This is a genomic window from Pseudomonas helleri, assembly GCF_009600315.1.
Taxonomy (GTDB): Bacteria; Pseudomonadota; Gammaproteobacteria; order Pseudomonadales; family Pseudomonadaceae; genus Aquipseudomonas; species Aquipseudomonas helleri_A.
Genome location: NZ_WIWC01000014.1, coordinates 48,636 through 69,792, shown reverse-complemented (window position 1 = coordinate 69,792; position 21,157 = coordinate 48,636). Strand labels below are relative to the sequence as shown.

At 54.4% G+C, this 21,157-nt stretch carries 17 protein-coding genes and 2 tRNA genes; 1 reads left to right on the top strand and 18 read right to left on the bottom strand.

Annotated features, from left to right (window positions below; genetic code table 11):
• Positions 1–120: 120 nt before the first annotated feature.
• The 15 genes from pnp to rlmE all read right to left on the bottom strand — a co-directional run bounded on the left by pnp (position 121) and on the right by rlmE (position 15,485).
• Positions 121–2,226 carry a polyribonucleotide nucleotidyltransferase gene (gene pnp / locus GHN86_RS11110; protein WP_323369378.1) on the bottom strand — a complete coding sequence of 702 codons (2,106 nt, stop codon included), beginning with the start codon at positions 2,224–2,226 and terminating at the stop codon, positions 121–123.
• Positions 2,227–2,450: 224 nt separating this feature from the next.
• Positions 2,451–2,720: a 30S ribosomal protein S15 gene (gene rpsO, locus GHN86_RS11105; RefSeq protein ID WP_122783702.1), complete on the bottom strand. Its 270-nt coding sequence runs from the start codon at positions 2,718–2,720 to the stop codon at positions 2,451–2,453.
• Between the two features lie 163 nt (positions 2,721–2,883).
• On the bottom strand, positions 2,884–3,801 hold the full coding sequence (gene truB, locus GHN86_RS11100) for a tRNA pseudouridine(55) synthase TruB (protein ID WP_016783434.1): 918 nt from the start codon (positions 3,799–3,801) through the stop codon (positions 2,884–2,886).
• Between the two features lie 3 nt (positions 3,802–3,804).
• On the bottom strand, positions 3,805–4,206 hold the full coding sequence (gene rbfA / locus GHN86_RS11095) for a 30S ribosome-binding factor RbfA (RefSeq protein ID WP_048383699.1): 402 nt from the start codon (positions 4,204–4,206) through the stop codon (positions 3,805–3,807).
• Between the two features lie 158 nt (positions 4,207–4,364).
• A complete protein-coding gene (gene infB / locus GHN86_RS11090; protein WP_122783703.1) occupies positions 4,365–6,869 on the bottom strand; it encodes a translation initiation factor IF-2 in 2,505 nt (834 codons plus the stop codon).
• Between the two features lie 27 nt (positions 6,870–6,896).
• Positions 6,897–8,378 carry a transcription termination factor NusA gene (gene nusA, locus GHN86_RS11085; RefSeq protein WP_003439619.1) on the bottom strand — a complete coding sequence of 494 codons (1,482 nt, stop codon included), beginning with the start codon at positions 8,376–8,378 and terminating at the stop codon, positions 6,897–6,899.
• A gap of 47 nt (positions 8,379–8,425) precedes the next feature.
• Positions 8,426–8,884 carry a ribosome maturation factor RimP gene (gene rimP / locus GHN86_RS11080; RefSeq protein WP_122783704.1) on the bottom strand — a complete coding sequence of 153 codons (459 nt, stop codon included), beginning with the start codon at positions 8,882–8,884 and terminating at the stop codon, positions 8,426–8,428.
• Positions 8,885–9,025: 141 nt separating this feature from the next.
• Positions 9,026–9,102: transfer RNA gene (locus GHN86_RS11075), tRNA-Met, on the bottom strand.
• Positions 9,103–9,198: 96 nt separating this feature from the next.
• A tRNA-Leu gene (locus GHN86_RS11070) sits at positions 9,199–9,284 on the bottom strand.
• Positions 9,285–9,313: 29 nt separating this feature from the next.
• Positions 9,314–9,697, bottom strand: coding sequence for a preprotein translocase subunit SecG (gene secG, locus GHN86_RS11065; protein WP_122783705.1), 384 nt, complete (start codon positions 9,695–9,697; stop codon positions 9,314–9,316).
• A 3-nt stretch (positions 9,698–9,700) separates the two neighbouring features.
• Complete coding sequence (tpiA, locus tag GHN86_RS11060) at positions 9,701–10,456, bottom strand: triose-phosphate isomerase (protein WP_153379581.1); 756 nt, start codon at positions 10,454–10,456, stop codon at positions 9,701–9,703.
• 66 nt (positions 10,457–10,522) lie between these two features.
• Complete coding sequence (gene glmM, locus GHN86_RS11055; RefSeq protein ID WP_153379583.1) at positions 10,523–11,860, bottom strand: phosphoglucosamine mutase; 1,338 nt, start codon at positions 11,858–11,860, stop codon at positions 10,523–10,525.
• Positions 11,861–11,876: 16 nt separating this feature from the next.
• Positions 11,877–12,728, bottom strand: coding sequence for a dihydropteroate synthase (gene folP, locus GHN86_RS11050; RefSeq protein ID WP_153379585.1), 852 nt, complete (start codon positions 12,726–12,728; stop codon positions 11,877–11,879).
• A gap of 8 nt (positions 12,729–12,736) precedes the next feature.
• Complete coding sequence (ftsH, locus tag GHN86_RS11045) at positions 12,737–14,644, bottom strand: ATP-dependent zinc metalloprotease FtsH (RefSeq protein ID WP_153379587.1); 1,908 nt, start codon at positions 14,642–14,644, stop codon at positions 12,737–12,739.
• 190 nt (positions 14,645–14,834) lie between these two features.
• Positions 14,835–15,485: a 23S rRNA (uridine(2552)-2'-O)-methyltransferase RlmE gene (gene rlmE, locus GHN86_RS11040; protein ID WP_019410404.1), complete on the bottom strand. Its 651-nt coding sequence runs from the start codon at positions 15,483–15,485 to the stop codon at positions 14,835–14,837.
• A gap of 107 nt (positions 15,486–15,592) precedes the next feature.
• Between rlmE and yhbY the strand changes: the two genes are divergently transcribed.
• Positions 15,593–15,901, top strand: coding sequence for a ribosome assembly RNA-binding protein YhbY (gene yhbY / locus GHN86_RS11035; protein WP_153379589.1), 309 nt, complete (start codon positions 15,593–15,595; stop codon positions 15,899–15,901).
• A gap of 289 nt (positions 15,902–16,190) precedes the next feature.
• Here yhbY and greA read toward each other — a convergent pair whose 3' ends face one another.
• The 3 genes from greA to carA all read right to left on the bottom strand — a co-directional run bounded on the left by greA (position 16,191) and on the right by carA (position 21,134).
• The gene (greA, locus tag GHN86_RS11030; protein WP_153379591.1) at positions 16,191–16,667 is read right to left on the bottom strand and encodes a transcription elongation factor GreA; all 477 of its coding nucleotides are present in this window, start codon (positions 16,665–16,667) and stop codon (positions 16,191–16,193) included.
• Positions 16,664–19,885, bottom strand: a complete 3,222-nt coding sequence (gene carB, locus GHN86_RS11025; RefSeq protein ID WP_153379592.1) for a carbamoyl-phosphate synthase large subunit — start codon at positions 19,883–19,885, stop codon at positions 16,664–16,666. Before carB ends, greA begins: the two co-directional genes overlap by 4 nt.
• Before the next feature lie 112 nt (positions 19,886–19,997).
• Positions 19,998–21,134: a glutamine-hydrolyzing carbamoyl-phosphate synthase small subunit gene (gene carA, locus GHN86_RS11020; RefSeq protein WP_153379594.1), complete on the bottom strand. Its 1,137-nt coding sequence runs from the start codon at positions 21,132–21,134 to the stop codon at positions 19,998–20,000.
• Positions 21,135–21,157: the final 23 nt, after the last annotated feature.

Sequence of the window (21,157 nt, the reverse complement as noted above, 5' to 3'; positions counted from 1 at the left end):
AATCTACATGCAAGTTGCGGCTTTCAGCTCATGGCACTTGGCCCTTAGGCGCTGGCTTTACTGCAGCCATAAAAAAAGGATCCCGAAGGATCCTTTTTTCAAAGCAGGCAAGCAGAGCGATTAAGCTTCCGATGCCTTGGCAGCAGCTACGTCCTTGATGGACAGCTTGATACGACCGCGGTTGTCCACGTCCAGTACCAGTACTTCGACTTCCTGACCTTCTTTCAGAATGTCAGTCACTTTCTCAACGCGCGCATCGCTCAGCATCGAGATGTGAACCAGGCCGTCTTTGCCTGGCAGGATGTTTACGAATGCGCCGAAATCGACGATGCGCTCAACCTTACCGATGTAGATTTTGCCGATCTCTGCTTCTGCAGTGATCCCAAGAACGCGCTGACGTGCAGCTTCAGCAGCTTCTTTGGATTCGCCGAAGATCTTGATCGAACCGTCGTCTTCGATATCGATCGAAGCTTTGGTTTCTTCGCAGATCGCTCGGATGGTCGCGCCACCTTTACCGATAACATCACGGATTTTGTCGGTGTCGATTTTCATCGCGATCATGGTCGGAGCGTTGGCCGACAGTTCGTTACGCGACTGACCAATGATCTGGTTCATCTGACCCAAGATGTTCAGGCGAGCGTCCAGGGCTTGGCCCAGTGCGATCTCCATGATTTCTTCGGTGATGCCTTTGATCTTGATGTCCATCTGCAGCGCGGTAACACCTTTAGCAGTACCCGCTACTTTGAAGTCCATGTCGCCCAAGTGGTCTTCGTCACCCAGGATGTCGGTCAGAACTGCGAATTTTTCGCCTTCTTTAACCAGACCCATGGCGATACCGGCAACCGGTGCCTTCATCGGAACACCAGCGTCCATCAGCGCCAACGAAGCACCGCAAACCGATGCCATCGAGCTGGAACCGTTGGACTCAGTGATTTCCGATACAACACGAATGGTGTACGGGAACACGTCAGCAGCAGGCAGCATAGCCTGAACCGAGCGACGAGCCAGACGGCCGTGGCCGATTTCACGACGGCCTGCACCGCCCATACGACCACACTCACCTACCGAGAACGGAGGGAAGTTGTAGTGCAGCATGAACGGGTCTTTTTTCTCGCCTTCCAGGGTGTCCAGCAGCTGTGCGTCACGGGCAGTACCCAGAGTAGCAACAACCAGCGCTTGAGTTTCGCCACGGGTGAACAGAGCCGAGCCGTGAGTCTTGGGCAGAACGCCAACTTCGATGTTCAAAGGGCGAACAGTTTTGGTGTCACGGCCATCGATACGCGGCTTGCCATTAACGATGTTTTCGCGAACGGTGCGGTATTCGATTTCGCCAAATGCAGCTTTGACATCGCTGGACGAAGGCTGGCCTTCTTCACCGGAGAACTTGGCTACAACCTGATCCTTCAGCTCGCCCAGACGTGCGTAACGGTCTGCCTTGACGGTGATGGTGTAAGCCTGAGAGATCGCTTCGCCGAACTCGGCACGGATAGCGCCCAGCAGTTCGGTGGCTTCTGGAGCAGCTACCCAGTCCCACGTTGGTTTGGCAGCTTCGGCAGCCAACTCTTTAACCGCCTGGATAACGACCTGGAACTCGTCGTGAGCGAACAGGACAGCACCCAGCATTTGGTCTTCGGTCAGCTCTTTAGCTTCCGATTCAACCATCAACACGGCTTCAGATGTACCGGCAACAACCATGTCCAGGCTCGAAGCAGCCAGCTGCTCGTAAGTCGGGTTCAGCAGGTAGCCAGTGCTTTCGTGGTAAGCAACGCGGGCAGCGCCGATTGGGCCATCGAAAGGAATACCGGAAATGGCCAATGCAGCCGAAGTACCGATCATAGCAGCGACGTCCGGATCGGTTTTCTTGCTGGTGGACAGAACGGTGCAGACAACCTGCACTTCGTTCATGAAGCCTTCTGGGAACAGCGGACGGATCGGACGATCGATCAGACGCGAGGTCAGGGTTTCTTTCTCGGAAGGGCGACCTTCACGCTTGAAGAAACCGCCTGGAATTTTACCGGCAGCGTAAGTTTTTTCTTGGTAGTGAACCGACAGAGGGAAGAAGCCCTTGCCTGGATCAGCTTGCTTGGCACCGACTACAGTCACTAACACGCTGACGTCGTCGTCAACGGTGACCAATACTGCGCCGGAAGCTTGACGGGCGATACGGCCAGTCTCGAGAGTAACGGTCGACTGACCGAACTGAAATTTTTTGATAACCGGGTTCACGGTGTCCTACCTTCTTTGTGGCTCTTGGGGAACGGGTTTCTTGCGAAAATCGTGTGCAACATCGGGTAATGACCCGACTCAAGATGCTTACGAAAACAGCCCGAGCGGCAAGCTTTCGTAAGAATCCGGGTAGCCCAGATAAAACTTGAGGCTGGAAGCCTGCCATGAGACTGCGGGAAACCCGCAGACACACGACAGACAACCAGCCTCTAGCAACATCGCTATTAGCGACGCAGACCCAGGCGAGCGATCAGCGCTTTGTAACGCTCAACGTTCTTGCCTTTCAGGTAATCCAGCAGCTTGCGACGCTGGTTTACCATGCGGATCAGACCACGACGGGAGTGGTGATCTTTGCTGTTAGCTTTGAAGTGACCTTGCAGCGTGTTGATGTTAAAGGTCAGCAGTGCAACCTGCACTTCTGGAGAACCTGTATCACCTGGAGCTTGCTGGTAGTCTTTTACGATTTCTGCTTTGTGTTCGATTGTCAGTGCCATGAGGCATTTCCTTTCAATTAGGGGTCTGCTTGCGAACAAGACAAATCCAATAGGCCGAGGACAAATCCTCGTATTTAAAAATGAGATGTGACCGTGCCTAATAACAGCCACCCTCGTTTCAGTCCGGCCCGGAACGATAACATCCCGGCCCAGCCTGTTCCGGTCATTCCGACCGAATCAGTCGACGCGGCGCGATACGCCCGTCTTCGCTCACTTCACCGATGCCGATAAAGCGACCGTTGTGATCTTGTACCCGCACCATGCCGAACTTCGGCGCATCGGGAGCGCGAACTGGCTGGCCATTGAGCCAATAGAACGCGCTAGCCTCCGAAAAGTGCAGCAACGGCCAATCCAGCAGACCACTGTCAGAAGGCATCAGGAAGCGGTCAACTGCTTCATTACCGCCCTCAGCATGCACCGCTTCCAGTTCTTCCAGCGTGACCGTTTGGGCCAGGCTAAAAGGACCCGCGTGCGTACGACGCAGTTCAGCAACGTATGCACCGCAGCCTAGTTGCTCACCAATATCTTCCACAAGGGTACGGATATAAGTGCCTTTGGTGCAGTCGACAGCCAAACGCGCAGTGTCGCCTTCGCTGGCCAGTAATTCGAGGCGGGTAATAGTAACAGAACGCGGTTCACGCTCCACCACTTCACCTGCACGTGCCAACTTGTAGAGAGGCTGGCCATCACGCTTGAGCGCAGAGTACATCGGCGGTATCTGACTGATTTGCCCACGAAATTTCGGCAATACAGCTTCAATATCGGCGCGACCAACGGTCACCGGGCGCGTCTGTAAAACCTCGCCTTCAGCATCAGCCGTTGTCGTGGTCTTGCCCAACTGCATCAAGGTTTCATAACCCTTGTCGGAATCGAGCAGGTATTGCGAAAACTTGGTGGCCTCACCAAAGCATAACGGCAAGACGCCACTAGCCAAAGGATCGAGACTACCGGTGTGCCCTGCCTTTTCAGCATTGAGCAGCCAGCGAACTTTCTGCAAAGCCGCGTTGGAGGTAAATCCAAGCGGTTTATCAAGCAGGATGATGCCACTGACGTTACGACGGATACGCTTGACCTGAGCCACCGGTTACTCCTTGGTGTCTTCGGGAGCGGTGGCTTCAGGATGCTGATTGTCTTCAGCCACTGCACGCTCGATCAAAGCGGACAGATGAGCACCACGTACGACACTTTCGTCATAGTGGAAATGCAACTGAGGAACGCTGCGCAGCTTCATTTCACGTGCCAGTTGCATGCGCAGGAAGCCCGCTGCGGAGTTCAGAACCTTGATGGTCTGAGCAATATCTTCAGCGTTGTCCTGCCCCATTACCGTGATAAAAATCTTCGCGTGACCAACGTCACGGCTGACTTCTACGGCAGTAATGGTGACCAGACCCACGCGCGGATCTTTGACTTCGCGACGGATCAGCTGAGCCAGCTCACGCTGCATCTGATCGCCGATACGTTGGGTACGGCTGTATTCTTTTGCCATGTCTTGTTACCTGTTACTCACCCATGGGAAACCCATGCGTTCTGAAAGCGGCAAACGCCCGGCCAGACAAAAGTCGGACCGGGCGTTGCGTTTAGAGTCCGGGAAGAGCGCGCTGCATCTGCATGCTGCGGCTCGTCCTGGCTCTTGAGGTTCGCGGTTTACAGGCTGCGAGCAACCTGAACCTTCTCGAACACTTCGATCTTGTCGCCGACTTTAACGTCGTTGTAGCTCTTGACGCCGATACCGCATTCCATGCCGGCACGCACTTCGGCAGCGTCATCTTTGAAGCGGCGCAGGGATTCCAGCTCGCCTTCGAAGATAACGATGTCGTCACGCAGTACGCGGATTGGACGGTTACGGTGTACAACACCTTCCAGCACCATACAGCCTGCGATTGCACCGAACTTAGGCGAACGGAACACGTCGCGGACTTCAGCAATGCCCAGGATATTCTCCCGAACGTCGCTGCCAAGCATGCCGGTAAGGGCTTTCTTGACGTCTTCGATGATGTCGTAGATGACGTTGTAGTAACGCATGTCCAGGCCTTCTTGCTCGACAATCTTACGAGCGCCTGCATCAGCACGCACGTTGAAGCCGAACAATACAGCGTTGGAAGCCAGTGCCAGGTTAGCGTCGCTTTCGGTGATACCACCGACGCCGCCGCCCACTACGCGCACTTGCACTTCGTCGTTACCCAGGCCACTGAGAGCGCCCTGCAAAGCTTCCAACGAACCACGGACGTCAGATTTGAGGACGATGTTAAGCGTCTTCTTCTCTTCCTGGCCCATGTTCTCGAAGATGTTTTCCAGCTTGCCTGCGTGAGCACGCGCCAGTTTCACTTCGCGGAACTTGCCTTGACGGAACAGGGCAACTTCACGCGCCTTCTTCTCGTCAGTCATCACGCTCATCTCGTCGCCAGCATCTGGCGTACCGTCCAGGCCGAGAATCTCGACAGGGATGGATGGACCGGCTTCCTTGATAGGCTTGCCGTTCTCATCGAGCATGGCACGGATGCGGCCGTAGTTGGAGCCGACCAGTACCATGTCGCCTTGGCGCAGAGTACCGTCTTGAACCAGAACGGTTGCAACAGGACCGCGGCCTTTGTCCAGACGGGACTCAACCACTACGCCACGGCCAGGAGCCGATGGAGTGGCTTTGAGTTCCAGAACTTCAGCTTGCAGCAATACGGCTTCGAGCAATTCGTCAACGCCAGTACCCATTTTCGCCGAGACCGAAACAAACGGAGTGTCACCACCCCACTCTTCCGACGTCACGCCGTGAACGGACAACTCGCTGCGGATGCGATCGAGATCAGCACCTGGCTTGTCGATTTTGTTCACTGCAACCACCAGCGGCACGCCAGCTGCTTTCGCATGCTGAACGGCTTCGATGGTCTGCGGCATTACACCGTCGTCTGCAGCCACAACCAGAATCACGATGTCAGTCGCCTTGGCACCACGTGCACGCATTGCGGTAAACGCAGCGTGACCCGGGGTATCGAGGAACGTGACCATGCCGCGCTCGGTTTCAACGTGGTATGCACCGATGTGCTGAGTAATACCACCGGCTTCGCCAGCAGCTACTTTGGCACGACGGATGTAGTCGAGCAGGGACGTTTTACCGTGGTCAACGTGGCCCATTACGGTCACAACCGGTGCACGGGAGAACGACTCGCCTTCAAACTTCAGGGACTCGGCCAAGGAATCTTCCAGGGCGTTGTCGCTGACCAAAGTCACTTTGTGGCCCAGTTCCTCAGCAACCAGTTGGGCAGTTTCCTGATCCAGTACTTGGTTGATGGTCGCTGGCGTACCCAGCTTGAACATGAACTTGATGACTTCAGCAGCCTTGACCGACATCTGCGCAGCCAAATCGCCAACAGTGATGGTCTCGCCGATCTGAACGTCACGAACCACAGGGCCGGTTGGGCTCTGGAAACCGTGAGCGTTACGTTTCTTCAGCTTGCCCTTGCCGCGGCCACCACGACGGAAGCTGTCGCTTTCTTCATCGGAAGTGCGCGGAGCAACACGTGGCGTCGGTGCTTTCTCTTTAACCGAAGCACGATGCGGAGCGTTCTTGCGATCGCCGTCGCTATTACCACGACGATTGTTATCATCGGCACGTGGCTTGTCCGGACGACGCTGTTCGTCACGCTTGCGTGCATCAGCAGGCGCTGGAGCAGGTGCAGCACTCGGAGCCGGAGCGGCTTGCACAGGTGCAGGCGCTGCGGCTGCCGGGGCAGCAGCTTGAGCAGGCTGACGGCGCGCTTCTTCTTCGGCGCGACGCTTGGACTCTTCTTCAGCCTTTTGGCGTGCAGCATTTTCTACTGCGCGGCGTTCATCCATCTCACGTTTGCGCTCGGCTTCAATTTCTTCCGGGCTGCGCTGTACGAAGACTTTCTTCTTGCGCACTTCAACGCTGATGCTTTTGCTGCCAGCAACACGCAGGGTGCTTGTGGTTTTACGCTGCAAAGTGATCTTGCGCGGTTCTTCCACTTTAGCCTTGTGGCTGCTTTTCAAGTGAGTCAGCAGAGCTTGCTTCTCACTGTCGGTTACATTCTGCTCGGCGGCGGTGTGCGGCAGACCTGCCTCACGCATCTGCTGCAACAGGCGCTCAACCGGTGTTTTGACCTCATCGGCCAGTTGTTTCACCGTGACTTGCGTCATGCATTTCTCTCCTCAGGCCGCGCCTAGTTACTCGAACCAATGGGCTCGGGCGGCCATGATCAACTTGCCGGCACGATCTGAGTCAATGCCGTCGATGTCGAGCAGATCGTCAATAGACTGCTCGGCCAGGTCTTCGCGGGTAATTACGCCGCGCACCGCCAGTTCCATCGCCAAATCCTTGTCCATACCCTCAAGCGAGAGCAGGTCTTCGGCCGGATGGGCGTCTGCCAGCTTTTCCTCAGTAGCGATGGCTTTAGTCAACAAACGATCCTTGGCTCGAGCGCGAAGCTCGTTGACGGTATCTTCGTCAAAGCCATCGATGTTGAGCATTTCCTCCACCGGTACGTAGGCAATCTCTTCCAGGCTGGTAAAGCCTTCATCAACCAGTACCTGCGCGAGGTCTTCATCAACTTCAAGCTCTTCGATGAAGTTACGCAGGATGTCGCCGGTTTCTGCTTGCTGTTTAGCCTGGATGTCCGATTCGGTCATCACGTTCAAGGTCCAGCCAGTCAACTGGCTAGCCAAACGTACGTTCTGACCGCCGCGACCAATCGCCTGGGCCAGATTGTCTGCGCCAACGGCGATGTCCATTGCATGGGCATCTTCGTCAACAATAATTGCCGCTACTTCAGCTGGCGACATTGCGTTGATCACGAACTGCGCCGGGTTGTCATCCCAAAGGACGATATCCACTCGCTCTCCGCCCAACTCACCCGATACTGCCTGGACGCGCGAACCGCGCATACCAATGCAAGCACCTTGCGGGTCAATGCGTTTATCTTTGGAGCGAACGGCTATTTTAGCGCGAGATCCAGGATCGCGGGAGGCCGCCATCACTTCGATCAGACCTTCGGAGATCTCTGGAACCTCAATACGGAACAGCTCGATCAACATCTCTGGCGCTGTACGCGACAAAATCAGTTGAGGACCGCGGTTCTCGGTACGAATTTCCTTGAGCAACGCGCGAAGGCGTACGCCAACACGGAAGGTTTCACGCGAGATGATGTCTTCACGGGCCAGCAACGCTTCAGCGTTGTTACCCAGATCAACGATCACATTGTCACGTGTCACCTTTTTAACGGTGCCCGAAATGATTTCGCCCAGACGCTCACGATAAGCATCGACTACTTGAGCACGCTCAGCTTCGCGGACTTTTTGCACAATGACCTGTTTGGCCGTTTGTGCAGCGATCCGACCGAATTCGATAGAATCGATTTTCTCTTCGATAATATCGCCAGCTACAGCGCCTGGCTGTTTCGCTTGGGCCTGGTCTACCGCCAACTCGATTGCTGGATCATCCAGATCTTCGTCTTCGACCACAGTCCAGCGACGGAAAGTCTCATAGTTACCGGTGTGGCGATTGATTTCCACACGCAGATCGACTTCGTCTTCAAAACGTTTTTTGGTCGCTGTGGCCAAAGCCAATTCCAGCGCCTCAAAAATAACGTTTGCCGGTACGCCCTTTTCATTGGACACCGACTCAACAACCAGCAGTACTTCTTTGCTCATCGTACGCCTCGCCTTTCGCAAGCCATTGGATCCGCGGGATCCGCGTCTCAGTCAAAACTGGGAATAATGTTGGCCTTGTCGATCATATCGATCGGCAACAGGAATTCATGGTCTTCAACCTGCACCACAATGTCCTGCTCTTCTACGCCGCGCAGAAGGCCCTGAAAGTTGCGTCGCCCTTCAAAAGGCGAGCGCAGCTTGATCTTCACTTGCTCACCGACAAATTGGGCAAACTGTTCGAGAGTGAACAGAGGGCGTTCCATGCCAGGAGAAGAAACTTCAAGGGTGTATTCAACAGCGATAGGATCTTCGACATCCAGAACGCCGCTGATTTGACGACTGACGATAGCGCAGTCATCCACCAGTACGCCGCCTTCCTTGTCGATATACACACGCAACATTGAATGGCGGCCTTGAGCCGAAAATTCAATACCCCAGCATTCATAGCCTAGGGCCACGACCACCGGGGCCAACAAGGCCTGCAACTCTTCTAGCTTGCTCGACACCTGAACCCCCTAGTGCATGTTTGTGCATGCTGTGCAAAATAAAAAAATGGGCGAAGCGCCCATCTCTGAAACGTCGTTGAATACCGACGCTATAAAGTGTCCAGTTAACAAAAAGCCCCTAATAAGGGGCTCCGCTAAAACTGGTTGCGGGAGCCGGATTTGAACCGACGACCTTCGGGTTATGAGCCCGACGAGCTACCAGACTGCTCCATCCCGCGACAAAGCTGGAGCGGAAGTATACGGTTGATCCTTTTCAGGGTCAATCCAACCTTCCACATACAAGAAAGCCCGCTACTGCGGGCATTCTTGATAATTGGTACCGAGAAGGGGACTCGAACCCCTACACCCTATGGGCACAACCACCTCAAGGTTGCGTGTCTACCAATTCCACCACCTCGGCAATACTACGTTTACATCATGAAACCCGTTTTACTTTTGCTCTTGAGCTGGAGGTACGTCAGTCGCAGGAGTTGCCGACTTTTGCTCTTCAAGCACCGGAACATCATCTGAAGCCGGCTTTTGCACTGGAACTTCCAACACCGCTGGATTTGGCAAACCTACTTGAGTCAGCTGTTCAGCTTTCTCTTTAGCAAAGTAACCTAACCCTAAGCTGGTTATGAAAAAACCTGCGGCAAGTATAGCAGTAAACTTACTAAGAAAGGTAGAGGAACCTTGGCTTCCGAACACAGTATTTGATGCACCTGCGCCGAAAGATGCTCCAGCATCCGCCCCTTTACCCTGTTGCAGCAGAACCAGGGCAATTACACCCAATGCTGTCAGCAGATGAAACACAGTTACGACGTTATCCAGCATTTCTCAGTTTCCTGCGGCACGAATGATCGCACCGAACTCATCTGCATTCAGGGAAGCCCCGCCAATGAGTCCCCCATCGATATCCGGCATGCTGAACAGTTCGACCGCATTGGCCGCCTTCACGCTGCCGCCGTATAGAAGCCGCACACCTTGTGCCACTTCAGAATTCTTTTGCGCCAGTTGTGCGCGAATGGCCGCATGCACATCTTGCGCCTGCTGTGGTGATGCGGTCAGCCCGGTGCCTATAGCCCAGACCGGCTCGTATGCAATCACAGCATTTACAAAAGCATCAATACCAAACTCGTCAATCACGGCATTCAGTTGACGCTCTACCACTTCCAGCGTTTGCCCCGCTTCGCGCTGCTCCAGGGTTTCACCTATGCACAACACCGGCGTCAAACCAGAGGCTTGAGCCGCTGCAAACTTGCGATTAAGTGTTTCATCCTGCTCACCCAGAATCAGGCGACGCTCCGAATGCCCCACAAGCACCAGCTTGCAACCTGCGTCCAACAACTGGCTCGAAGAAATCTCACCAGTCAAGGCACCCTGCTCCGACTTCACCGCAGCATCCTGAGCACCAACGTAAATTGGCGCGCCTTGCAAGCCATTGATAACACGATCAATAAACAGCTGAGGCGGGAAAACTGCAACATCAACATCGGTTGGCAAAGCTAAACCACGCAGACCGCTGATCAGCGCATCGACGCTGGCGCGGGTACCGTACATCTTCCAGTTACCAGCTACCATCATGCGACGCATGCTTTACCTCATCGGTCAAAGTGGGCGCAGATGTTACCCAACCACATCCGCGCTGGCAAGCCGAATTCAGGCACAAACTTCACTTACCAGTTTTGCAAGCTCTTCGGCATATCCGCGAACCATCGTTTCATCATCGCCTTCAACCATGACGCGCACTAACGGCTCGGTTCCAGACTTACGCAAAAGCACACGACCACGCCCTTGCATCGCTTCCGTTACCCGCGCGCACGCCTCTTTGACAGCAGGATGTTCCAACGGGTTAACACCCCCACCAAAACGGACATTGACCAGTACTTGCGGACATTTACGCAAAGCCTGTCGAGCTTGCGCCAACCCCTCACCGCGCCGACGCAAAGCCATCAACACCTGAAGCGCCGCGATTATGGCATCGCCGGTTGTGGTGTTTTGCAGACAGAGAATGTGACCGGAGTTCTCCCCACCAATCAGCCATTCACGCTCTTGCAGCTCAGCAATCACATAGCGGTCGCCGACATTGGCGCGCACAAAAGGAATCCCAAGATTGCCTAGCGCCAGTTCAAGCCCCAAATTGCTCATCAATGTGCCGACAACACCGCCTTGCAACTTGCCGCGCTCGTGCAAATCTCTGGCAATGATGAACAGCAACTCATCACCATCAACAATTGCACCCGTATGATCCACCATCAAGACCCGATCACCATCGCCATCAAAAGCAATGCCCAGGTCCGCACCCTCGGCCAGCACCGCCGCCTGCAATGACTCCATATGGGTTGAGCCACAGTTGTCGTTAATGTTCAAACCATTAGGCTGAGCCGATAAAACCGTGACTTGCGCACCCAACTCCTTAAACACACTGGGGGCAACTTTATAGGTAGCACCATGCGCACAATCCAGAACGATATTGAGATCGCTGAAATTGGTGCTGGTAGGGACACTGCTTTTGCAAAATTCGATATAGCGACCCGGGGCATCATTGATGCGTGACACCTTCCCGAGCTTGTCAGAATCAACGACCGTCATAGGAGCATCCAGCAACTCCTCGATCATCAACTCAACATCATCCGGGAGCTTGGTGCCATCACCCGAAAAGAACTTGATACCGTTGTCATCATGAGGATTGTGCGATGCACTGATCACAATACCCGCCTGCGCATGAAAAGTACGCGACAGGTAAGCAATGGCTGGCGTCGGCATTGGCCCCAGCAACATCACATCAGCACCGGCCGCAGACAAACCGGCTTCCAGGGCAGATTCAAACATGTAACCGGAAATCCGCGTATCCTTACCTACTAGAATTCGACAAGCCCCCTTACTGCGAAACGCCATGCCCGCAGCCCATCCCAACTTAAGCATAAAGTCTGGGGTGATCGGATAGACGCCGACCCGACCACGAATACCGTCGGTGCCAAAATACTTCTTTGTCATAACTACTCCATTATTTTTAGTCGGCGGACTCTACTGCTGCGATCATCCGTACCACATCAACTGTTTGGGCAACGTCATGAACACGTAAAATACGTGCCCCCTTGGTCATCGCCAATGCCGCTAGCGCCAGACTGCCGTAAAGGCGCTCTGCGACTGGCCGATTCAAAGCCTGACCAATCATACTTTTACGCGACACACCCACCAACAAAGGACGCCCTAGCGACAGCAAGGCATCCATATGCTTAAACAGGCTCAGATTATGCTGCAAGGTTTTGGCAAAACCAAAACCGGGATCAAGCACTATTCGGTCAGGCGCAATACCGGCCGCCGCACACTGCTGCATACGATCAACCAGAAAAGCCGAAACCTCACCTACTAAATCATCGTAATGCGGACTGTTCTGCATGTCTCCCGGCTCACCCAGCATGTGCATCAGGCACACAGGCAAACCTGTCGCCGCAGCCGCCTGCAAGGCACCGTCTCGGCGTAAAGATCGCACATCATTGATGAGACCTGCGCCAAGGCGGGCAACCTCAGTCATAACAATGGGTGCGGACGTATCGACCGAAATAATGACGTCCAGTTCGCGACTGATGCGCTCCACAACCGGGGCGACACGATCGAGCTCTTCCTGCTGAGAAACTGCCGGGGCGCCGGGCCGGGTTGACTCACCACCTACATCAACAAGAGTCGCACCAGCCAAGACCATCGATTCAGCATGGCGCAATGCAGCGTCCAGCGCTGCAAAGCGGCCACCATCGGAAAAGGAGTCGGGGGTTACATTGAGAATGCCCATCACGTGCGTATGGGCCAAATCAAGAACCCGGTTGCCGCAAGGCAACCGGGTTGAGGGCTGAACAGAGGTCATTTCAAGCCTTATTGATCAGCAGCCGGGCCGCCGATAGGTGTTTCAGGGCGTTCAGTCTTGTCGAGACTCGGCGTTGTCGGAGTTCCCGAACCACCATCCTCCCAATCGCGCGGCTCCCTAGGTGGACGTCCTGCCATGATGTCGTCGATTTGATCGGCATCGATCGTTTCGTACTTCATCAAGGCGTCGGCCATCGCATCCAGCTTGTCGCGATTTTCGGTCAGAATCTGTTTGGCGGTGTTGTAACAGTGATCAATGATGCTGCGCACTTCAGAGTCGATCAGCTTGGCTGTTTCACCCGAAACATTCGCACTCTGACCACCGCCACGCCCCAGATAAGACTCTTCGTCTTCGGCATACATCAGCGGCCCCAGCTTCTCGGACAGACCCCACTTGGTCACCATATTCCGAGCAATCTGACTGGCACGCATAATGTCGTTTGAGGCACCCGTCGTCACACCGTCAAAGCCCAAAGTCATCTCTTCGGCAATGCGACCGCCATAAAGCGAGCAGATCTGGCTGATAAGCGCACGTTTGGACAGGCTATAACGATCCTCTTCCGGCAAGAACATAGTGACGCCGAGTGCGCGACCACGCGGAATGATCGAGACCTTATAAACAGGGTCATGCTCAGGCACAACACGCCCAACGATAGCGTGACCTGCCTCATGGTAAGCCGTATTGCGCTTTTCTTTGTCAGACATAACCATCGATTTGCGCTCGGCACCCATCATGATTTTATCTTTAGCCAGCTCAAACTCTTTCATCTCAACAACACGCTTACCGGTGCGCGCCGCGAACAAAGATGCTTCGTTCACCAGGTTAGCCAGATCTGCACCCGAAAAACCCGGTGTACCACGTGCGATAACAGCCGGCTGGACGTCATCGCCCATCGGTACTTTTCGCATGTGGACTTTAAGAATTTGCTCGCGACCACGAATGTCAGGCAAGCCAACCACTACTTGACGATCAAATCGACCTGGACGCAACAGCGCAGGGTCAAGCACGTCAGGACGGTTGGTCGCGGCAATCACAATGATGCCGTCATTCATCTCGAAGCCATCCATCTCAACCAGTAACTGGTTCAGAGTTTGCTCGCGCTCATCATGACCACCGCCCATACCGTTACCACGGTGACGGCCAACAGCGTCAATCTCATCGATAAAGATGATGCAAGGCGCATGCTTTTTGGCTTGCTCAAACATGTCACGAACGCGGCTAGCACCGACACCCACGAACATTTCAACGAAGTCAGAACCCGAAATAGTGAAGAACGGAACCTTGGCTTCACCAGCAATGGCCTTGGCGATCAAGGTTTTACCGGTACCCGGCGGACCAACCATCAGTACACCACGAGGAATACGGCCGCCCAGACGCTGGAATTTACCCGGATCACGCAGGAACTCAACCAGCTCACCCACTTCTTCCTTGGCTTCGTCGCAGCCCGCTACGTCAGCCAGAGTCGTTTTGACCTGGTCTTCCGATAACAGGCGCGCCTTACTCTTACCAAAGCTCATCGGGCCGCCTTTACCGCCGGCACCGCCTTGCATTTGACGCATAAAGAACATGAAGACCGCGATAATCACCAAAATCGGGAAGCTCGCAACCAACAGTTGAGTCCAAATGCTTTGCTGCTCGGGCAACTTGCCCTCAACGGTCACATGGTTGTCTACCAGATCACCGATCAAACCGTTGTCCTGAATAGCCGGACGGATGGTTTTGAAGGTATCGCCATCACTGCGCTTGCCGGTAATCACGTAGCCATCAACGGCAACGCGTTCGACCTTGCCATCCTTAACTTGCTGGATGAAGTCGGAATAGTTGAGGGTTTGTGGCTCGTTTGGACTGGAGAAGTTGTTCATCACTGTCACCAGGACAGCTGCGATGATCAACCACAGGATCAGATTCTTTGCCATATCGTTCAATTAGCTACCCTCTGAAGCAAGCCCCGTTACTGAAGCGCGCTTCGCATGATATTCACCGGCATAACTTACTACATTGCCCACAACCCTTGTAGGCTCCGTCTGTAACCCTTTGTGAAACTTGACCACACAATATTCTTTATGTCGGCTCTGTAAAGCGATACAAAAAAAACTATCAGCCCGTTCAGAGACGCTCATCGCTGGCAGAACCCTCGATGCCACGGAAGCCACGTCCCAGTAAATACTGTTCACGAGATCGGTCTCGCGACGACGTAGGCTTACGCATTTGTACCTTATCAAACAGCTTTCGTATGTCTTTGTGGTATTGATCGAAGCCTTCACCCTGGAAAACCTTGATCAGAAAATCACCACCCGGACGCAACACACGCCCGGCCAGATCAAGCGCCAGCTCGCAGAGGAACATTGCACGAGGCATATCCACGGCTGCCAATCCACTCATATTGGGGGCCATATCGGAAATCACAAGGTCTACTTGCGTATTTCCGACCGCCTCAAGGATTTGAGCCAGCACCGCATCCTCAGTAAAGTCACCTTTGATGAAGGTCACATCAGGAATGCTGTCCATATCCAGAATATCGGATGCGATCAGACGTCCCTGACCGCCAATCAGACGACTGGTCACCTGCGACCATCCGCCTGGGGCTGCACCCAAGTCAATCACGGTCATGCCCGGACGAATCAGTCGATCGCGCTCTTGAATCTCCAGCAATTTATAGCTAGCTCGGGAACGGTACCCGTCTTTTTGCGCCATTTTGACGTACGGGTCGTTGAAATGCTCTTTCAGCCAGTTAAGGCTAGTCTTGGAACGGGCCACGGGCCACCTCAAAAAATATAAACGGGTCGTGATTAACCGGGCGGTCTCGGACTCGCTCGGGTAAACTGGCCGCCGCTTTTTACAAGATCAGACACAGGGGTCAGATTATGCCGCTCACTCAAGAGCAGAAGAAACAGTACAAATCCATTGGCCACCATCTGAAACCAGTATTGACTGTGGCTGACAATGGTTTGACTGAGGGTGTTTTAACCGAACTCGAACGCGCTTTGGGCGATCACGAGCTGATTAAAGTCAAAGTCAATATTCTGGATCGCGAATCCCGTTTGGCTGCCATTGCAGAACTCTGCAAGGCCGGCAAAGCGGAATTGGTACAGGTTATCGGCAAAATGGCGCTTCTGTACCGCAAAAACGTCAACGTTAACAAGCAACTGTCGAACATCCATCGATTCAAGTGATGCCGACAAGGGTCAAGAGTGCGCCTGGCGCACTCTGATACTCTTGGTCACAGCCTGTCACATCACTGCCCGCGCAACGCACCCGGCAGCTTCAGCACCTGACACACCACCATCCTCGAAAAAATGCTCGAAGCACTCAGACAACCACCTGACGTTTCGCCCAACATCGACGCCAGTCTATTCGACCAGCACCGCTAAACAATTCTGTGTAAAGCCAATGCAAGCTGCCAACCCGTAAAAACGGGTTAGCCGCCAAAACAACACGCCCGCACGAAGCGGGCGCTTTAACTCAGATGTGACGGACTTCGATGATCTCGTACTCAATGACACCGCCCGGCGTTTTCACCGCTACGACATCACCCTCTTCCTTGGCAATCAAGGCCCGAGCCAGTGGCGAACCCACTGAGATTTTGCCGAGTTTAAAGTCAGCCTCATCCTCGCCCACGATCTGATAAATCACCCTTTCGTCAGTTTCAACGTTGGCGATTTCAACCGTTGTACCGAAAATCACTTTGCCGGTATGAGGGATAGTCGTGACATCAATAATGACCGCGTTTTGCATGCGACCTTCGATATCACGGATACGCGCCTCAACCATACCCTGCTGCTCACGGGCAGCATGGTACTCAGCGTTTTCTTTCAAGTCACCCAACTCACGGGCCGTGCCGATATCCTGGCTCAGCTTGGGGCGAACAACCTTGGTCAAGTGTGCGTGTTCTTCTTCCAGGGCTTTCGCGCCCTGGACTGTCATTGGGTATTTGATCATGCCTTCAATCCTGCGTGTAGATCCTGCAAGCTGCGTACGGTTTTTTCAGGACCGAATTTAAGCGCTTCACAGATCGCTTCGCCAGCAGCAATGGTCGTTGTGCAGTAAATCTTATGCTGCAGCGCGTTGCGACGAATGGAATAAGAGTCAGCAATCGACTGACGACCTTCAGTGGTATTGATGATCAGGCTGACTTCGTCATTCTTGATCATGTCGACAACGTGTGGACGACCTTCTGTCACCTTGTTCACGCGACGAACCTTAAGACCGGCGGCCTCAATAAACTTGGCAGTACCCACTGTAGAAACGATTTCAAAGCCCAGATTGATCAGATCACGCGCGACACCTGCCACCAAAGGCTTGTCATCGTCACGCACGCTGATGAACGCAGTTCCACCTGTTGGAAGTACTTCGCTCGCACCCATTTGGGCCTTTGCAAATGCCTCACCAAAGGTATCACCCACGCCCATCACTTCACCGGTGGACTTCATCTCTGGGCCGAGAATCGGGTCAACACCCGGGAACTTGGCAAACGGGAAGACAGCCTCTTTCACACTATAGAAGTTAGGAATGATTTCTTTGGTGAAACCAATTTCCTTCAAGGTTTTACCAGCCATGACGCGTGCTGCGATCATTGCCAAGGAAACCCCGATGCACTTGGATACGAAAGGAACAGTACGCGAGGCACGCGGGTTCACTTCGATCACGTAGATGTCTTCGCCTTGCAGGGCCAGCTGCACGTTCATCAGGCCGACAACGCCCAACTCCAGAGCCATTTTCTTGACCTGTTCGCGCATTTCGTTCTGGATGTGCAGAGGCAAAGAGTACGGCGGCAGCGAGCACGCTGAGTCACCGGAGTGAACACCCGCCTGCTCGATATGCTGCATGATTGCGCCGATGACTACATCGGTGCCGTCGCATACCGCATCCACGTCCATTTCGATTGCGCAGTTCAGGAAGTGATCCAGCAGCACCGGGCTGTCATTGGACACTTTCACCGCATCACGCAGATAGCGCTTGAGTTCTTCTTCTTCGTAGACGATTTCCATCGCACGACCGCCCAACACGTAGGAAGGACGTACCACCAGCGGATAACCAATTTTGGTGGCTGCGCGAATGGCTTCGTCTTCGCTGCGCACTGTCGCGTTTGGCGGCTGACGCAGGTTCAAGCGTTCAACCATTTGCTGGAAACGCTCACGGTCTTCCGCACGGTCGATAGCATCAGGGCTGGTACCAATGATTGGCACACCTGCCTCTTCAAGAGCACGCGCCAGTTTCAGCGGAGTTTGGCCGCCGTACTGAACGATCACGCCTTTTGGCTTCTCGACACGAACGATTTCCAGCACGTCTTCCAGGGTTACGGATTCGAAGTACAGGCGATCAGAGGTATCGTAGTCAGTCGAAACAGTTTCCGGGTTGCAGTTGACCATGATGGTTTCATAACCATCGGCACGCAGCGCCAAAGCGGCATGAACGCAGCAGTAGTCAAACTCGATGCCTTGACCGATACGGTTCGGGCCACCGCCCAAGATCATGATCTTGTCACGATCCGAAGGGTTGGATTCGCACTCTTCCTCATAGGTGGAGTACATGTAAGCGGTATCAGTTGCGAACTCGGCCGCACAGGTATCAACGCGCTTGTAAACCGGGAACACTTCCAGCTTGTGACGATGGCGACGCAGATTTTTCTCGGTAACACCCAGCAGTACAGCCAGACGCGCATCCGAGAAGCCTTTACGCTTAAGGCGATACATCGCATCGCGATCAATTGAGGACAATGCCATCGTCTTGATCTTTTCTTCGTCCTTGATCAGATCTTCGATCTGCACCAGGAACCAAGGGTCAATCATATTCATGCCGAAGATATCTTCGACGGTCATGCCCGCACGGAACGCGTCAGCCACGTACCAAATACGCTCGGCGCCCGGCACCGTCAGCTCGCGCTTGAGTACGGCCATGCTTTCCGGATTGCTCAGATCAAGCTTTGGATCAAGACCGCTAACGCCTACTTCCAGACCGCGAAGGGCTTTTTGCAGGGATTCCTGGAAGGTTCGGCCGATAGCCATGACTTCACCTACCGACTTCATCTGTGTCGTCAGGCGCGCGTCAGCTTTCGGGAACTTCTCGAAAGCAAAACGAGGCAGCTTGGTCACAACATAGTCGATGGACGGCTCGAACGAGGCAGGCATCGCACCGCCGGTGATTTCGTTTTGCAACTCATCCAGGGTGTAACCGATGGCCAACTTGGCAGCGATGCGCGCGATCGGGAAACCGGTGGCTTTTGAAGCCAGCGCCGAAGACCGCGACACGCGCGGGTTCATCTCGATCACGACCATACGGCCAGTGTCTGGGCAAATACCGAACTGAACGTTGGAGCCGCCGGTCTCAACGCCGATCTCACGCAGTACCGCCAATGAGGCGTTACGCATGATCTGGTATTCCTTGTCCGTCAGGGTTTGCGCTGGCGCAACGGTGATCGAGTCACCCGTGTGCACACCCATCGGATCAAAGTTTTCAATCGAGCAAACGATGATGCAGTTGTCCTTTTTATCGCGGACAACCTCCATTTCATACTCTTTCCAACCAATCAGCGATTCGTCGATCAACAACTCTTTAGTCGGCGACAAGTCCAGACCGCGCGAGCAGATCTCTTCAAATTCTTCACGGTTGTAAGCAATACCGCCACCGGTGCCGCCCATGGTGAAAGACGGACGGATAATGCAGGGAAAGCCCAGCTTTTCGAGAACCGCATTGGCCTCTTCCATGCTGTGAGCGATACCCGAACGAGGGCAATCAAGACCGATAGACTTCATGGCCTTGTCGAAACGCGAACGATCTTCAGCCTTGTCGATGGTGTCGGCATTGGCGCCGATCATCTCTACGCCGAACTTCTCCAGAACGCCTTCGCGCTCCAGATCCAGTGCGCAGTTCAGAGCAGTCTGGCCACCCATGGTTGGCAACAGTGCGTCTGGACGCTCTTTTTCGATGATCTTGGCAACGGTCTGCCACTTGATCGGTTCAATATAGGTCGCGTCGGCCATGTCCGGGTCGGTCATGATAGTGGCCGGGTTGGAGTTAACCAGAATGACGCGATAACCCTCCTCGCGCAGAGCCTTGCAGGCCTGGGCGCCGGAGTAGTCGAATTCACAGGCCTGGCCGATAACGATCGGGCCAGCGCCGAGAATCAGGATGCTTTTAATGTCTGTACGTTTTGGCATGGGTTTGTCACTCAAATCCGCAGGTCAGTCGGCAAGCCGTCGATCAAGATGCTGAAGCGCCCGAGGGGCCACCGAAATTCGGGGCCATCATCGGATCGCAAAGGAGCATTGATCAGCGGCGCTTGGCCATCTCATTGATGAAGCGATCGAACAGAGGTGCCACGTCGTTCGGGCCCGGGCTGGCTTCAGGGTGACCCTGGAAGCTGAAAGCGCTTTTGTCGGTCAGCTCGATACCCTGCAGGGTGCCGTCGAACAGCGACTTGTGAATCGCACGCACATTGCCTGGCAAGGTGGCTTCATCCACCGCAAAACCGTGGTTCTGGCTGGTGATCATGACAACGCCGGTGTCCAGATCCTGAACCGGATGGTTAGCACCATGGTGGCCATGACCCATTTTCACGGTCTTGGCGCCTGAAGCCAGTGCCAGCAGCTGATGGCCCAAGCAAATACCAAACACCGGAATCTCGGTAGTCAGCACCTCCTGAATCGCCTTGATTGCGTAGTCGCAAGGCTCAGGATCACCCGGACCGTTGGACAAGAACACGCCATCAGGATTCAGCGCCAGTACATCACTGGCCGGCGTCTGTGCCGGAACCACGGTCACGCGGCAACCGCGCTCAACCAGCATGCGCAGGATGTTCCACTTAACGCCATAGTCGTAGGCCACAACGTGGTAAGGCAGCTCGCTGGCTTCGATTGTCGGGTGACTGTCTGTCGCCAGGTTCCAGACGCTGGAACGCCACTCGTAGGCTTTATCGGTCGTAACGACTTTCGCCAGGTCCATGCCTTTAAGGCCAGGGAAACCACGTGCAGCGGCAATGGCAGCTTCATCAGAGATGTTGTCGCCAGCCATGATGCAGCCGTTTTGTGCGCCTTTCTCACGCAGAATGCGTGTCAGGCGACGCGTGTCGATACCCGCGATTGCCACCACATTGTTGGCTTTCAGGTAGTCGGACAACGACATTGTGTTACGCCAGTTGCTGGCAACCAGCGGCAGATCACGGATTACCAAACCTGCGGACCAAACACGATCAGACTCGGCGTCTTCCGGCGTAGTACCGGTATTGCCGACATGCGGGTAAGTCAGGGTCACGATTTGCTGAGCGTAGGAAGGATCCGTCAGGATCTCCTGGTAGCCAGTCATTGCGGTGTTAAACACCACCTCACCAACGGTTTGACCGTCGGAACCAATGGCTTCGCCGCGAAAAATGCTGCCATCAGCGAGGGCGAGTATGGCTTGCTTAGTCAAGAAGACCTCCCGTAAATAAAGCC